Origin of the sequence: Bifidobacterium sp., assembly GCF_051876855.1 — a bacterium.
Taxonomy (GTDB): domain Bacteria; phylum Actinomycetota; class Actinomycetes; order Actinomycetales; family Bifidobacteriaceae; genus Bifidobacterium.
This window is the reverse complement of the sequence record NZ_JBJEIH010000035.1, coordinates 22706-38390: the sequence shown is the minus strand read 5'-3', so window position 1 is coordinate 38390 and position 15685 is coordinate 22706. Positions and strand designations below refer to the sequence as shown.

At 61.5% G+C, this 15685-nt stretch carries 12 protein-coding genes; all 12 read right to left on the bottom strand.

Translation table 11 applies throughout. The features are described 5' to 3' along the window. Nucleotides 1-66: 66 nt before the first annotated feature. A complete protein-coding gene (locus tag ACI38B_RS02770) occupies nt 67-939 on the bottom strand; it encodes an ABC transporter permease (RefSeq protein WP_439729439.1) in 873 nt (290 codons plus the stop codon). A gap of 284 nt (nt 940-1223) precedes the next feature. Beyond that, nucleotides 1224-2192, bottom strand: coding sequence for an ABC transporter permease (locus ACI38B_RS02765; RefSeq protein ID WP_439729433.1), 969 nt, complete (start codon nt 2190-2192; stop codon nt 1224-1226). A 165-nt stretch (nt 2193-2357) separates the two neighbouring features. Next, complete coding sequence (locus tag ACI38B_RS02760) at nt 2358-4076, bottom strand: ABC transporter substrate-binding protein (RefSeq protein ID WP_439729432.1); 1719 nt, start codon at nt 4074-4076, stop codon at nt 2358-2360. A 178-nt stretch (nt 4077-4254) separates the two neighbouring features. Next, complete coding sequence (locus tag ACI38B_RS02755; RefSeq protein ID WP_439729431.1) at nt 4255-5031, bottom strand: type III pantothenate kinase; 777 nt, start codon at nt 5029-5031, stop codon at nt 4255-4257. 77 nt (nt 5032-5108) lie between these two features. Continuing rightward, nucleotides 5109-6440 carry a bifunctional phosphopantothenoylcysteine decarboxylase/phosphopantothenate--cysteine ligase CoaBC gene (coaBC, locus tag ACI38B_RS02750; RefSeq protein WP_439729430.1) on the bottom strand — a complete coding sequence of 444 codons (1332 nt, stop codon included), beginning with the start codon at nt 6438-6440 and terminating at the stop codon, nt 5109-5111. 130 nt (nt 6441-6570) lie between these two features. Continuing rightward, nucleotides 6571-7992, bottom strand: coding sequence for an ABC transporter substrate-binding protein (locus tag ACI38B_RS02745; protein ID WP_439729429.1), 1422 nt, complete (start codon nt 7990-7992; stop codon nt 6571-6573). Nucleotides 7993-8033: 41 nt separating this feature from the next. Continuing rightward, a complete protein-coding gene (locus ACI38B_RS02740; protein ID WP_439729428.1) occupies nt 8034-10121 on the bottom strand; it encodes a beta-galactosidase in 2088 nt (695 codons plus the stop codon). Between the two features lie 182 nt (nt 10122-10303). Beyond that, nucleotides 10304-11317, bottom strand: coding sequence for a LacI family DNA-binding transcriptional regulator (locus ACI38B_RS02735; protein WP_439729427.1), 1014 nt, complete (start codon nt 11315-11317; stop codon nt 10304-10306). Nucleotides 11318-11537: 220 nt separating this feature from the next. Then, complete coding sequence (locus tag ACI38B_RS02730; RefSeq protein WP_439729438.1) at nt 11538-12284, bottom strand: pseudouridine synthase; 747 nt, start codon at nt 12282-12284, stop codon at nt 11538-11540. Between the two features lie 134 nt (nt 12285-12418). Continuing rightward, on the bottom strand, nt 12419-14308 hold the full coding sequence (gene glmS, locus ACI38B_RS02725; protein ID WP_439729426.1) for a glutamine--fructose-6-phosphate transaminase (isomerizing): 1890 nt from the start codon (nt 14306-14308) through the stop codon (nt 12419-12421). Between the two features lie 88 nt (nt 14309-14396). Next, nucleotides 14397-15020: a hypothetical protein gene (locus tag ACI38B_RS02720; RefSeq protein ID WP_439729425.1), complete on the bottom strand. Its 624-nt coding sequence runs from the start codon at nt 15018-15020 to the stop codon at nt 14397-14399. A 160-nt stretch (nt 15021-15180) separates the two neighbouring features. Further along, the coding region (locus ACI38B_RS02715; RefSeq protein WP_439729424.1) for a hypothetical protein at nt 15181-15685 on the bottom strand (505 nt) is incomplete at its 5' end.

Here is a 15685-nt window from a genome sequence, read left to right as displayed (position 1 = left end):
TGCCATCGACCCCGGCAACATTCGCAGTCATGCCGCTCACATTCAGCTCACTCGCGTCCAGATTGCTCACGATTCCGTCTCCTCGCCTCGACATGCCTGCCCCGAGCATCCCCCTGACGCCCGACGCAACTGGGGATTGGCCAACGGGTCCGCGCAATCGCGAATCGCATCCCCCAGCAAATACAGCGCGGTCACCACGAGCGTGACCACCAAGCCCGGCCAAAGCACCGTCAGCGGATACACGCTGATCAGCCGCACCGACGTGGTCAGCGAATGCCCCCAACTCGGCATGCCCGACGGCACACCGACACCCAGATAGGTCAACCCCGCCTCGGCGAGAATCGAAGTCCCCGCGCTCATCGACAGCTGCACGGCAAGTACCGGGAAGGTCGAGGGCACAATATGTCTCACGAATACACGCCACGGGCCGACACCGCTCGCCTTGGCCGCCTCCACGTATGCGCTCCTAGCTGCCAAAGCCGCCGTCGGCCTCAGAATTCGCGCCATATTCAGCCCGTACGTGATACCGCACGCCGCGACGACCACCGCGATGGACGTGCCGAAGGGGGCGGCGAACAGCAGGGCGAGCAGCACCGTAGGAATCGCGATAAGCGCGTCCACAACCACTACGCTTGCCGAGGCGAGCGTCCGGCGGGTCGATACCATCGCGGCGGTGAGCGCGAGCCCGATTGCCGCGGACACCAGCACGGTCAGCACGGCAACCGCCAGATCCGTGCGCGACCCGGCCATCAGCCAGCTGAGCACATCCGCGCCTACACCATCCGTACCGAGCGGATGGGCAACGGACGGCGACGCCCACACATCGTCGCCATCGGTGTGCAGCAGCGGGTAGGGCGTCCACACGAGCGACACCGCGGACACGACCAGCCACAACGCCATGACAATCAGCGCAAACCGCCCACCTGGCCGTTCCCACATGCTGCGCAGGATAATCCCAAGCCTGACGTGCAACGGCAATCTGCCGTAGAAGCCGCCGCGGGACGGGTGTCTCACAGGTCCGACATGCCGCGAATCAGCAGCATTGGTAGAATGCCCGGCATCGGCAGGAAGCCTGGTTTCACCCGGATGCTCTGCATCGTCCGAAAGCCCAGGAAGCCTTGTATCAGCCGGATGAACGATTGCCGCGGATTGCTCCGACGATGTCGGACGCCCGGTTTCCCGCAAGCGCCCACAACGATTACGCGATGAAGCCATATCTTCCCTCACCCTCGTTCCTCGGATTGCTCGCCCAACCGCGGGTCAAGCGCATGATGAAGCATATCGACCAGCACACCGAGCAGCAGGAAGAATGCGGCGAGCAGGAACAATTCGCTTTGCACGGCGACCAAATCACGATTACCGACATCGCCGATCAGCATGGCGCCCAATCCGGGAAGATTGAACAGACTTTCAACAACCATGACGCCGGTGACCATCTGCGCAAAAGTCAGCCCCGCCACCGACACCAGCTGCGCGGCGGACAGCCGCAATCCCACGCCGAGCATCGCCTGCCGGCGCGTCATCCCGCACGCCATGGCCATCGCCACGGCGTCGCTGTCTTCCATCGATATCAGGCAGGCGCGGGTATAGCGCATGATTGCGGCCCCTGCCACCAATCCGGTCGCGATGGCAGGCAGAATCAACGATGCGAGCGCCGCTACCGGATCGCGCCAGCCGGCATCAGGAAATCCCTGCGATGGCAGGATGCCGACAAGTCCGACCCCGCGGCCGAACAGCATGATGAGCAGCAGCCCACCCCACAACGCCGGCACCGCACCACCGACGATGGCGAGGATATGCAACACGCCGCGCACCCGCGAATTCGCGGCGAGCACCGCCTGACAGCCAAGCGGAACGCCCACGCCAAGGGCGACAATCAGGCTCAATACAATCAGTGGCATCGTGATGGCCGCATGTGACCCGACCTGTGAGGCGACCGAGCGTCCGCTGATTGCAGACACCCCCATATTCCCGTGCACCAGGCCCGACAGCCAATCCGCATATTGCTGCGGGTACGAACGGTCCAGCCCCATCTGCGAGCGCAACGCGGCCACGCGCGCAGGCGTGGCGTTCGTGCCCGCCATGACGGAGGCCACGTCGCCCGGCAAAATCCGCAACGCGACAAACACCAGTAACGACAGCCCGAACAAGGCGGCCACGAACAGCACCAGCCGACGAATCAGATATCTCATAGTCTTGATGCTCCTTGCCTATGGCTCTTGCCGCGTATCACCACGTATCGCCGCGTCCTGCCACATGTTGCCGCGTTGTCTTGCCGTATGTCATGCCGCGTATCGCGTCTGCTGCAAGTCAGCCGCCTGCCGCCAAACCGTATCACAGCGATGCGCCGCTACACCCTACGCCTGCGCCGGCGTGTACGCGACCTTCCACAACGGCAGCACACTCTGGCACAGCTTGGACGGGAACCCGGTCACGCCCTTGACTTGCGCGACGCTCACCCGATAGGCGAACAGCCAGTCGGCGGGTGCATCCTCGCTGACGATCTTCGCCGCCTGCTTGAGATAGCGCGCATGGTCCTTGTCGTTCGTTGCGGCAAGCGATTTGGCATACAGCGCCTGCACCTGCGGATTGTCGTAATGGTAGTAGTAGTCGGGCTGCGTCCACTTATAGAAGTCGTGGCTTTCCGCATGGTCGACAAGCGAGAGGTCGTAATCGCCGTTGGCGTGCACGTCCTGAAGCCATGTGGAGAATTCCGCGCCGTTGACGCTCAGATCGATGCCAATACTACTCAACTGGCTGCGCAGCTGTTCGCCGAGCTCAGAACCGTAGATACTCGTCGCGTAGGTGAGCGTCAGTTTGAGCGGATGGCTTGTGGAGTACCCTGCCTGCTGCATGAGGCTCTTGGCCTTGCTGGGATTGTACGGATACAGTCCGGTCAGGTCCTCGTAGCCGGGGTCGACGGACGGGATCGGCCCACCGAGCGCCGCATCCACTCCCCCGCGTGAGGCGATGATTTCCTTGTGGTTGATGGCGTAGCGGATCGCCTGCCGTACGCGCTTGTCGGAGGTTTTCGCGCCGGTGCAGTTGAACGCGAGCACGAACTTGTCGCTGCCTTCGGTCGCCTTGACGGTGTATTTCCCACTGCTTTTAAGCTTGCCAGTCATATTCGCGTTAACCGGGGACAGCACCTGCACGTCCCCACTGGTCAGCGCGTTGAGCGCCGCGTTGTCGTCCGGCAGGAACCGCACGGTGACGGTGTTTGTGCGGGCTTTGTGCGCGCTACCCCAATATTTCGGGTTCGCCTGCAAAACGAGCTTGCTGCTGGAATCAAAAGACTTGACCAGATACGGCCCGGAACCGACAGCCGTGGTTTTCGCGTCGTAGTGCGCATCCTTGTCGAAGACCAGGCCGGGACGGCCGGAAAGGTACCACAGCATATTCGCATCGGGTTGGCTTAGCGTGAGTTTCACGGTGGTCGCGTCGGGGGCGCTGGCTTGTTTGAGGTTCTCGACCTGGTCGCTGTTGTAGTATTGCTTGGATTTGAGCTGGTTGATGGACCACGCGACATCGGTGGCGTCGAGCGGGTCGCCGTTGGAGAAGTTCATATGCTCGTTGAGCTTGAAGGTGTAGGTCAGCCCGTCGTCGCTGATAGTCCAGCTTTTTGCAAGACCTGGTTCGACCTCGTTGTTCGAGTTGCGCGAGACGAGCGCTTCGTAGACATTGCCAATGAGCAGCTGTTCGAGCGCGGAACCGGATTGGTTGCGGATGTCGAGGCTCACTGGCGCGAGTTTGATGCCGATGGCGATGCTGTCCGATTGGGCCGGCGCTGCGGCCTTGCGGGAGCGTGAGTTCACGATGGCAATGCATACGACAAGCGCGACGACCACCAGTGCGGCGACCACCCAGATGATCGTGCGATGCCCGTCATGCCCCTTCTTACGCTGTTTCGCGTGCGCGTTCAGACTGGCATCGGTGCTCGCATCGGTGCTGGCGTTGGTATCAGCGTTCGTGCCGGCGTTGGTGCCGGTATCTTCCGTCGCGTGTGGCGGCTGGGTTGTGGTGGTGTCTGGTTCGGTTGCGTCGGACGTGCCGTACGCACCATTGGACTTGGCCATGGTTGCTCCTCTGTTCGGCCGTTGGGCCTGCTGTTGTTGCGTCGGTTAGCCGCCCATGCGGGTCGGCCACCTCGCCTCATCATACGCGTGCAGGCGGATTGTCTGATGCCGCCCGTCCGGCCCCGGCTGCCGCACGGCCCGTCCGCCAGCACACTGATATCGCGTCGAATCGGCAAATTCAGCGGGTGTTGCGCGCGTAAATCGACGCCAATCCTTTGAAAATCAAATCGGGGTCATACACGTCGATCAGGTCGGTATCGTCCTTGAACATGCGTCCGAGACCGCCGGTGGCGATGACGCGGAATTCCCCGTCGATCTCCTGCTGGAACTGACGGATGGTACGTTCGATGCCGCCGAGAAAGTTGTAATAGAGCCCCGCCTGCATCGCGTCCTTCGTGTTCTTCGCGAGAATCGACTTGGGCCGCGTGATCTCGACTTCCGGCAGTTGGGCGGTTTCGTTCCACAGGGCGGACGCCGCGGTGCGGATACCGGTGGTGATCAGCCCGCTGCGAATGCTGCCTTCGCCGTCCACGTAGTTGAAGGTCGTTGCCGTCCCGAAATCCGCGACTAGTACCGGCCCGCCGTACGTGAAGTACGCGCCCACGCAGTCGGCGAGACAATCAGCGCCCATGGTTTTGGGATTGTCCATGACCACGTTGATGCCGGTTTTGATGCCCGGACCGACGATCATCGGGTCGATGCCGAGGAATTTCACGATGCTCGCGCGGAAGGAATGCATGACTTTCGGCACGACGGACACGATGATCACGTCCTGTACATCACTCGGACTGTACCCGCTCATCGCGAGGAATTCGGTGATCATGAGCCCGTATTCGTCCGACGTGTGGTTCGCTTTTGTGGTGATCCGGTAGGTGCCCCTCATTTGCTCCCTGCGATCCCCGTCGAGGAAGCCGAGCACAATATTTGTATTTCCGATGTCTACTGCCAGCAGCATGGGTGTCCTTTCATCCGCGCGTTCGTATTGTCCACATGACCCGGATTCATCTCACAGTGCCCGGGTGCTGATTCGCTCTAATCCGTCAAACGCTCCTGCCGCATCCGGGCAAGCCTGCCGAGGATGACGGTCGCAAGGTCACGCTTGTCCATCAGCGGCTGCGGTTCGGCGTGGATATGCGGCGCGTCTTCGTCCGTGGCTGCATTCTTGTCGGTATCCGGGGTGAGGATCATGACCCGGTTCGTATCGTGCGCGAAACCGGCCCCCGGTTCGTTGAGGTCGTTGGCGACGAGCATGTCGCAATGCTTGCGTTCCAGCTTGGATTGCGCGTTGGCGAGCAGGTCCTGCGTCTCCATCGCAAACCCGCAGACGAGCTGCGAGCCGTCCGGGCGTTTGTGTTCGCCCGCCCAAGCGAGGATATCCGGGTTCTGTACCAGCGTGATCGGCGGCATGACTCCCCCGGTTTTCTTGATTTTTTGCTCACTGCGATGCTCCGGGCGGAAATCGCCTACCGCAGCGGCCATGATGGTGATATCCGCCTGCGCGAAGTGGCCACGCACCGCGTCGAACATCTCCTGCGCTGTCTGCACCCGGATGGTGCGCACACCCTTCGGCTCGTCGAGCGAAACCGGCCCGGATACGAGCGTGACCTCGGCTCCCATGGCCTGGGCGGCCTGGGCAAGGGCGTACCCCATTTTCCCGGTTGAATGGTTGGTCAGGTATCGCACCGGGTCGAGCGGTTCCTGGGTGGGGCCGGCGGTGACCAGCACGTGTAATCCCGCCAATTCGCCGTTCGCAGGCCGGCTGGTCTCAGTCTTCGTGCCGCCTCTGCCAGAGGTCGCGCTCTCGGCTGCCTGTTCAACGGCATCCTCAATGTCCTCCAAGTCGGCGAGCTTGCCTTTGCCGGTGTCCCGGCAGGCTAGCCGCCCGGTTGCCGGTTCGACGATCGTCCACCCGAATTCGCGGCATTCAGCGATATTGTGCTGGGTGACGGGATTGTTGTACATGCGGGTGTTCATCGCCGGGCACAGGATTTTGGGACCCTCGTATGCCAGCACCATCGAGGTGAGATAATCGTCGGCGATGCCGTGCGCGATCTTGGCGATGATATCGGCGGTCGCGGGCGCAATGACGAGCACGTCCGCCCATTTCGCGTCATCGATATGGCTGATGCCGAGCCGCTGCGCATCCAGCGCGTCCTGGGAATCCGCGGTATCGGGGAACATGGCCGTGCGTACCGGCGTGTGGGCGAGGGACGCGAACGAAAGCGGGGTGACGAAGTGTTGCGCGGCGGCGGTCATGGCGACCCGCGTCTCATACCCGCGTTTGCCCCAATCACTGACCAGTTGGCACGCTTTGAACGCCGCGATGCTGCCGGTGACACCGAGCATGATATGGGTTGAAGCCATACGACCTCCCAAGCGCCGCGCTGTTGCGGCGGTCTGCACTGTCGCTGCGGCGGTCGCCGTCAGCGCTGCCGCCAGTATAAGCCGCGCAACCGACGTGCCGCAGCGAATACCGGTTTCCGCACCACCCGCATCACTGGATAGTGAAGCCCTGATTGACCCCGTACTCTTGGATGTCGTTCTGCCAACTGGCGAGCGCCCCGGCGAGCGAGACTTTCGGCCCCGGATCGTCCGGCACAGTCACGGGATTGCCGTCGTCGTCGGTCATGCCCGCTTCGAAACGCTTTTTGGCGACAATCCGCCGCTGGTTGGCGGACTCCCACTTGTAGGCCTTGCCCATGGTCGCGCGGAAATCGCTGCGCGCATACACTTCGAACGGCAGATACTGGTAGCCTGCGGACACGTTCTCCGCCGCCTGCGCAAGCACCTTGTTGAACTGTTGACCTCCGAAATACGGAATCTGGATTCCGCGCGAGTCGCGGATGGTCGTCTTTTCAAGGAAGGTCTTGGATTCCAATGTGGACGTATCTGCGGGGAACGCCCCTCCGTCAACGCGTGTGGCAATGCCTTCGGAGTCATGGCACACGTATTCGATGAAGCGGTAGGCGGCTTCAGGTTTGCGTGTCGTGTTGAGCATCGTCAGCGCCGACCCGCCGATTTCAGCGTTGGCAGTGCGGCCACTGACGGTCGGGATGGTGCCAACCCGCCATTGTCCCGCGGCCCCGGGCACGTCGTACAGCAGCATCGAGGGCATCCACGCGCCCGACAGGACCGAGGCGACGGTTCCGTTGCCCAGTGCGTTCTTCCACCCTGTGGACCATGTGGTCAGCCGGGTGTCGATCAGCCCTTCATCCATCATTTTCTGCCAGTATTCGATGAAGGTTTTCGTGCCCGTATCACCTTTGAGGTTCACCGTGACGGTTTTGCCGTCTGAGGAGGTCCGGTACGGACGGCCGCCGGCGAGCCAAATCATCGCGTTGAAGAAGCTTGCATCCCCGGCGTCCGCAGCGATATACACCCCGATTTTCTTGAGTTTCTTGGCCGCCCGGTAATAATCCTTCCACGTGTGGATGGTTGTCGGGTCAACCCCGGCCTGTCTGAACAGACTGTCGTTGTAGAAGAACGCCATCGGGCCTGAATCCATGGGCAGCCCGTAGATGCGGCCGCCGAGCTGCACCGAGGACCATGTGCCGGTCGTGTAGAAGTTCGCATAGCCTTGCGCGCGGTCGGTCAGATCGCGCAATTGGCCACTGACCGCATACTGTGGCAGCGCGAAATATTCGATCTGCGCGACATCCGGCAACCCGTACCCGTCCTGGATCGCCGTGTTGAGGTTCTCGTAGCCGCTCGTGTTCTTCACGATGACATGGATGTCAGGGTTCGCGGCCTCGAAGGACTGCGCCAGCTTGCCCATGCTCGGCTCCCATGACCATACGGTGATGACGGTGCGCGTGTCCTGCACCGCGCATGCGGCGACCGTGAGCAGCATGCATACGGACATGACGGCGGACAACGCCTTCGCGATGAGGTGCCGTCCGCGGGATGGTCGTATCATGCTGCTCCTTGATTTCCGTGTCTGTTCGCCGACGCCCACCGTCAACCCATGCTGACGATGACGCCGTTCGGGGCGATGGTCGCCGTTCCATCGCCATGGTCTTCGGCGAGAGAGGCGACGATAGTACGCCCTTCGATATCCGCTTCGACTGGATGGTGCGTACGGTTGAACTGGAACGTGAACCGCGGCGCCTCATGCTCGCCGTCGCCGTGCCCCTCACGCACCACGCGCAGAATGTCGCCGGAGCCTTGCCATGCCGGTACGCTCACATCCATGGCTTCGAACATGGCCGGCAGGCTTGCGGCAAGCCCATCAGCCCCCAATCGGCAACCGACGTAGGCGGCACGCCCCTCGCCATACGTGTTGACCGTGATAGCGGGAACCCCGTCCATACCGGTCCACGGATCGGCTTGGTAGGTGGCGAGGATGCGCGCGGAATCCGCGGTCGAGGTGATAACGTCCGCAATGTCGTGCGCCACGGTGCCGTTGCTCAGGTCGAGGTGGTCGAGCACGCCGTCATCATCGCCCATCGGGGCGAATTCCTCGGAACGCACGCCGACGACATCGCGAATGGCCCCGGGATAGCCGCCGAGCCACACGTGGTCGCGTTCGTCGCTGATGCCAGTGTAGTAGGTGGCGAACAACTTGCCGCCTGCCGCGACATAATCACGCACGCGCCGCGCATCGTTTTCGCCCAGCAGATACACGCTCGGCAGAACGACCATCTCATAGCGTTCCCAATCGCCCGCCAGCGGCACCACATCGGCGGTCAGCCCCTGATCGGCCAGTGCGGTGAACCAGTCGAGCGGTTCCGTCCAATGCCGCACCTGCTGGGTGGGTGTCGCCGTATGCTCGGTGGCCCATTCGCTCGCGTAATCATAGACGACGGCTATCCGGGCGTGGCTCAGCGTGGTGCCGGGCAATCCGGCCTGCGAGAGCGTGTCCAGGTCATTGCCGAGCGCGCAGACGTCACGGTAGACCTGGCTGTTCTGCCCTGCGTGAGGCACCATGCCGCTGTGGAATTTCTCGGCGCCCGCTTGGGACTGCCGCCACTGGAAGAAGCAGATGGCGTCCGCGCCCATGGCCAGATGCGCCATCGCGTCGCGTTCCAGCTGCCCGGGTTCCTTGCGGTAGTTGATGCTGCGCCAGTTGACGGCGCTGGTCGAATGTTCCATGAGGAACCACGGCTGTTTGCGGCTGATTCCGTCGACCAGCGAGGACGAGTAGGCCAACTCGTCGAAATGGCGGCGGCCTGGGGTGAAGTAGTGGTCGTTCGACACGAAATCGACTTCTTTGCCCCAATCATCATAATCGAGGGCGTTGCCGGGCGCGCTGACCATGAAGTTTGTGGTCAGGGGGATATTCGGGGTGATTTCGGCGAGCGCGTCACGCTCCGCCTTGAAGAACTCCTTGAGCGCGTCGGAGCAGAACCGCTTGAAATCAAGCAGTTTGCCCGGGTTCATGAAATTGCCTTCCCCGATGTACCGCGGCGGGATAATCTGTGAGAAGTCGGTCATGCGTTGGGACCAGAAGTAAGTGCCCCACGCGTCGTTAACCGCCTCGATGTTCCCGTAGCGTTCCTTGCACCAGCACTGGAAGGCGCGCATGGCGTCATCGGAATAGTCGAACCGGTTGTGGCAGCCGTACTCGTTGCTCACATGCCAGGCCACGACGGCCGGATTGTCCCGGTAATGCTGCGCCATGGCACGGCACAGCCGTAAGGCGTACTCGCGGAAAATCGGGCTGGTGGGACGCCAATGCTGTCGTGCCCCCGGCCAGCAGGCGTCGCCGCGCTCGTCCTTCCACAGGACTTCCGGATGCTTTTGCGTAAGCCACAGCGGCGGACTGGCGGTCGCGGAGGCGAGGTCGACGGCGATGCCGGCATGGTAGAGCTTGTCGATAATCCGGTCGAGCCACCCGAAATCGTAGACGTCTTCCTCGGGTTCTATCGCACTCCACGCGAAAATGCCGAGGGACACGATATTGACTCCGGCCTGGTTCATGAGCTCGATGTCTTCATCCCAGACGGATTCCGGCCATTGTTCGGGATTGTAGTCACCGCCGTACCAGATACGCCGGGCTGCATTGTCCAACGGTCTCGGCCAGCGATGTGTTCTGCGTGCTGTCATGGCGCTCCAACTGTATGCGTTCGATTACTGATGTTTACCATACCATCGACTGCCGTGTTTTTCCTTGACGGCGCTTCATGCCTTGCCGATGCGCGTTCTCACATGTGCCCTGCCGAATCGTCCGACACATCGCCCGCCGAGGTGTCACCGGCGTCATCGCATGTCTGGCCCGCCGGCGCGGCTTAACGCGTGTACCGGGTCACGGACCCGCGTTCGATCAGCTCGCCGGGAATCACGGTTTTCACGTTCACCGGCACGTCCTCGCCTTCGCACTGCTTGCGAATCATGGTGAACGCCTCATGTCCGATGGTGTCAAAGCGCATGCGCATGGTTGTCAGGTCGAGTTTCGGCACAATGCCTCTGAGCGAATCATCCACGCCGACAATGCTGACATCTTCGGGCACGCGACGGCCGCCGTCCTTCAATCCCAGAATCGCGCCGTACGCCATCTGATCGTTCGCCGCATACACGGCGGTGCATTCGGGGTCGTGGGCGAGCTCGAAGCCGGCACGGTACCCGCTGTCCGCTCCCCAGTCGCCAATCAGAGCTTGCGGCGCGGCGATGCCATGGCGATCAAGCTGGTCGCTCCACCCTCGCATTCTGCTGCGCGCTGCACGCGACTGCATCGGACCAGCGATATGATGCACGGTGCTGTGCCCTTGTTCCAGCAGATAATCGACGATGCTCGTGGAGCACCCGTACTGGTCGGCGTCCACCGTGGGACAGTTCGCGGACGCGTCCTCACACACGAGCACGACCGGCATCTCCTTCGGTGGGACGAAGGTATCGAAATCAGGGACGTCCTGCTGGAGCACGACAATGATGCCGTCAACCGGCAGTTGCGCCATACGCTCGACCGCCGCCTGCAGCGAACGCTCCTTGCCGACGCCCATCGTGCGTACGGTGACCGCGTACCCCTCATCCACCGCAGCCGCGACGATGCCGTCAAGAATGCGGGAATCGCCATAATCATACAGACTGAACACCACGACGCCGATATCGTTGAACCGGCCGTATTTGAGCGCGCGTGCGGCATAGTTGGGGCGGTACCCGAGCTTGTCCATCGCTTCCTCGACACGCTCGCGGGTCTCGTCGCGCACACCTTTGCTCCCGTTGGTGACGCGGGAGACTGTTTGGGGCGAAACGCCGGCTTCCCTTGCGACATCCTGCATGGAGACAGTCAGGTTCCGGTTCATTATTCGCCCCTTGATAGCTGTTGATACCGTGCCCAGTATAGGCGATACCCGTACGTCGGATACCCTCTGCGTCTCACCTATTCGGAGGCGGGCGAGTGCCTGAAAAACCGGTTTTCCTTGCGGTGATTGAGCTTAACTGCTTCAGTTACGATTGCCTGATTCTCGGACGCGACCGACCGCCAGCGGGATTGCCGCAACGTTCCAAGATCTTCAGACGTATTCAGTGCCACCGCAACGGCACCGACGAGACGAATGTCATGCCCCGTCCGCTGACCGGATCGGTGAATTCAAGCCGGCGCGCGACCAGCTGCAAAGGCGTGCCGAAATCATCCGGCCCGCAAGATTCGAGCGTCGGATAGAACGGGTCGCCCATAATCGGCAGGCCGATTGAGCTCATATGGACGCGTAGCTGATGAGTTTTCCCGGTCACCGGGTGCAAGACGTACCGGCGGATGCCGGCGGGTAGTGCCGTAGCGCCAGGAGTGTCGTCGGTCATGCCGCATGCGTCGGGCAGGTCTATGATCGTCCGTGCGTTCGGCTCCCCCGGTATCTCGTAGGCTTGCAGGCGGCCGCGGTCCTTGACGATATGCGAGCAGCGCAGAAGCGGGAACACCGCCGGGGCGTTGAGGCGTGTGAGCGTGCCGGTATGCGGGCGTGTAATCGGCACTGCCGGAGCCAGGCATTCGTAGGTCTTGCGCACCAAATGGTTCTGGAACAGCAGCTGGTAGGCGCCACGGCAGGCCGGGTCGCGCACGAAGACCACGATGCCGGCGGTCAACCGATCCAGCCGGTGCGCCGGCGTGATCTGCGGCTCCGCGTAGTGCTCACGCAGCCTGATAAGCGCGGATTGCCGGTACCACATGCCGCGCGGCGTGGTCGGCACAAAATGCGGTTTGTCGATGACGATAATCCGCTCGTCCTCGTACAGCACGCTGCAACGGAACGGGATCTCAGGCTCGTCGGTCACCCAGCGGTGCCGCTTGGCTTGCGGAACGCACGTCCCGGCATCACCAGAGCCGGATTGCGCGTCGGGGCGCCCATGAGGCAGCGAAGCCATACCGGACGCCCCGACGCTGCGAGTCGCCGCGGACATGCGAGGTATCACTCGACAGTCACGGATTTCGCGAGATTGCGCGGCTTGTCGACGTCATAGCCCTTGAGCATGGCCATATCCATGGCGAACAGCTGCAACGGCACCACGTCCACCAGCGGGCTGAGCAGCGTGGGGCAAACCGGTCGCCAGAAGACGACGTCCGCGTACTGTTCGACATCCGGGTCACCCAGTTCGGCGACCGCGATAGTGAACGCGCCACGCGCCTTGACTTCCTCGATACCGGAAATCACCTTGTTGTGCAGGATGTTGCGCCCGCGCGCCGACGGCACAATCACGACGACCGGCTCGCCCGCATCCACCAAGGCGATCGGTCCATGCTTGAGCTCGCCCGCGGCGAAGCCCTCGGTGAAGGTGTAGGCGATCTCCTTGAGCTTCAGCGCTCCCTCCAGCGCGACCGGATAGCCCACATGGCGGCCGAGGAACAGGAAGGAATGCGCGTTGACCATCTGCTTGGCGGCCTGCTCGACATTGCCTGCCTGGTTGTCCAGCACCCACTGGATCTTCTGCGGCATGTCCTTGAGTTGTTCGAGGATGTGCCTGATCTCGTCGCGGTACATCGTGCCCTTCACCTGCGCCAGATACAGGCCCAGCAGGTAGGCTGCGACAATCTGCGCGACAAAGGCCTTGGTGGAGGCGACCGCAATTTCCGGGCCCGCGTGCGTGTACAGCACGGCGTCGGATTCGCGCGGGATGCTTGCGCCCTGCGTATTGCAGATCGCCAACACGCGCGACCCCTGTTCGCGGGCGTGACGCAAGGCCATCAGCGTGTCCATCGTCTCGCCGGACTGCGAAATCGCGACGACCAGCGTGCGCGGGGTCAGAATCGGGTCGCGGTAGCGGAATTCGTGCGCGAGCTCCACCTCGACCGGGATGCGCACCCAATGCTCGATCGCATATTTGGCGACCATGCCCGCATAACTTGCTGTGCCGCACGCCACGACGATGATTTTGTCGATCTGACGGAACACGTCCAGTCCGATATGCACTTCGTCGAGCACGATATCGCCCTGGTCGTCGAAGCGGCCGAGCAGCGTATTGGCCACGGCCTCCGGGTCCTCGTGAATCTCCTTGTCCATGAACGAGGGCCAGCCGCCCTTTTCCGCCGCGGAAGCATCCCAATCGACGGTGAACCGCTTGGAATCCTTCACCGGGTTGCCGTTGAAATCGGTGACGATCACCTGGTCGCCGCTGATGCACACGGCCTGGTCCTGCCCGATTTCCATGGCCTGCTTGGTGTAGGCGACGAACGCGGCGACATCCGAGCCGAGGAAGTTCTCCCCCTTGCCTAGGCCCACCACGAGCGGGGAATCATGCCGTGCACCGACGACGATATCCGGCTGGCGGCAGTCCACGGCGAGGATGGTGAACGCGCCGGTCAGCATGCGGGCCACGCGCCGCAACGCTTCAAACAGGTCGGGTTTGCCGGTTTCCTCGATGATGGTGTTGGCAACCTTGCCGAGCAGTTTCGCCGCGACTTCGGTATCAGTGCCGGAGGAGAACACGTACCCTTCGGATTGCAGATCCATTTTCAGCTGTGATGCGTTTTCGATGATGCCATTGTGGATGATGGCGATTTTCCCGTCCGCGCTCACATGCGGATGCGCGTTGGTGTCGCTGGGCTCGCCGTTCGTGGCCCACCGCGTATGTCCGATGCCGACCGTTGCGTCCGGAAGAGGCGAACGCTTGAGGTCGGCTTTGAGATTGTCCAGGCGACCTGCCTTCTTGCGAACGGCTACGAGATTCATGCCAGGTGCGGCAAGTGCGACGCCCGCGGAATCATATCCACGGTATTCCAGCCTGCCCAGGCCTTGCATGCATACTTCCAATGGTTTGCCGCATGCGGTCATGCCGCCTGCATATCCTACGATTCCGCACATAGCACACCAGTGTATCGGACGATTATGTCAAGCGCCGATGGCGAAAGTCACTTTCACATAACCGGCCAATCGGCGCTTGGAATGCACATCACGAATTCGTTTGGCACGCTTCGTACAGTTTCGCCTTCGCGGCATCATACCCTGGGGCGGATTCGTCGAAATACTTGCCGAATACGTCCTTGTCCTTGTTCTCGTCGCTGACGATCGCCTTGTAATCATCCACCGTCATGGATTGTTCGGCGAGCCCGTTTTTCTTCAGGCATTGGAGCAACGGTACCGCTGGATCCTCGTTCTTGGGATTGCTTTTCATGCTGTCGTGCAGAATGCTCATGCTGGTGAAATCATTGTCCTCGTCGCATTGGGCGACAGCGGAATCGCCATCGCTTTGGCTCATTCCGGCGGGATACGTGGTTTGCATGCCGCCTTGCGAGTCAAAAGTGACATCGACGCCTTGCTGTTTCGCGCAATCGCTGAAATGCTCGCTGAGTTCGTTGAACTCTTCGTCGGTGATTTTGCTGTCCTTCAGTATCTTCTTGGTCAGGGACTGGTGTGCATCATCGTAGGTGCGTTTGATTTGTTGCGCGTAGTATCCGGTGAAGACGGTGCCGTCCTTCGCAGTGGCGCTACTCGATGCACTTGTCGCGGTGCCAGTGGACGGAGCGGTATGTCCTCCGCCCGCACAGCCCGAAAGCAATGTTGCACAGCACACCATGGCGCATACCATGACTGTCACAGCGGTGTGACGGTTCCCCCTATTGTTGGTCTTTTTCATGATTTCACTTCTCGGAGTGGTGATTCTTTCGTTTCGCAGAGTCGGAAGGTGGGCTTGTGCCGCGAGTCCCGTAGCGCAAGCCCGCCTTCGCGGTTATTTATCATTTGGATTGATCGTTATCATCGGGATGTTCATGGACGTATACGTAGTGGGACAGATCGTTGATCTTATACCCGTCGTAACGTTCCATGCATTGCTTCGCAATCTTGTTCATCCTCTTCGCATTCGCACCATGGTATGGAGTCGGTGTCGTCGTGCCTTCCTCCCAAATGAAGGTGATGAAATCATCTTCGCTTTGAGCTTGGGCATCTACGCAACCCTCGACTTTGAATTCCAAAGCATTGATGTCCTTCTCGCTGATCTTGCCATCCTCTATGAGTCCCCGGGCAAAACCGGTCTGAAGGCTGTTGTACGTGTCTGCGAATTTTCGAGCGTATGGACCTTTGAACACATGTCCATTCTCGGCCTTCGCAGTGCTTTGCGATGGGGCTGGGGTCGCGTTCTGATGTCCCGAGCCGCAGGCGACGCACATCAGGCACGCCACGGCCACGCCGAAAATCAAAAACACATTTCGAATACGAGCAACGGTATGAGTCAACATCCCG

Bases quoted from the DNA above. Each gene is read 5' to 3' on its own strand.
- ACI38B_RS02745 (WP_439729429.1), bottom strand. From the start codon at position 7,992: ATGATACGACCATCCCGCGGACGGCACCTCATCGCGAAGGCGTTGTCC.
- ACI38B_RS02735 (WP_439729427.1), bottom strand. From the start codon at position 11,317: ATGAACCGGAACCTGACTGTCTCCATGCAGGATGTCGCAAGGGAAGCC.
- ACI38B_RS02765 (WP_439729433.1), bottom strand. From the start codon at position 2,192: ATGAGATATCTGATTCGTCGGCTGGTGCTGTTCGTGGCCGCCTTGTTC.
- ACI38B_RS02740 (WP_439729428.1), bottom strand. From the start codon at position 10,121: ATGACAGCACGCAGAACACATCGCTGGCCGAGACCGTTGGACAATGCA.
- ACI38B_RS02770 (WP_439729439.1), bottom strand. From the start codon at position 939: ATGTGGGAACGGCCAGGTGGGCGGTTTGCGCTGATTGTCATGGCGTTG.
- ACI38B_RS02760 (WP_439729432.1), bottom strand. From the start codon at position 4,076: ATGGCCAAGTCCAATGGTGCGTACGGCACGTCCGACGCAACCGAACCA.
- ACI38B_RS02755 (WP_439729431.1), bottom strand. From the start codon at position 5,031: ATGCTGCTGGCAGTAGACATCGGAAATACAAATATTGTGCTCGGCTTC.
- glmS (WP_439729426.1), bottom strand. From the start codon at position 14,308: ATGTGCGGAATCGTAGGATATGCAGGCGGCATGACCGCATGCGGCAAA.
- ACI38B_RS02720 (WP_439729425.1), bottom strand. From the start codon at position 15,020: ATGGTGTGCTGTGCAACATTGCTTTCGGGCTGTGCGGGCGGAGGACAT.
- coaBC (WP_439729430.1), bottom strand. From the start codon at position 6,440: ATGGCTTCAACCCATATCATGCTCGGTGTCACCGGCAGCATCGCGGCG.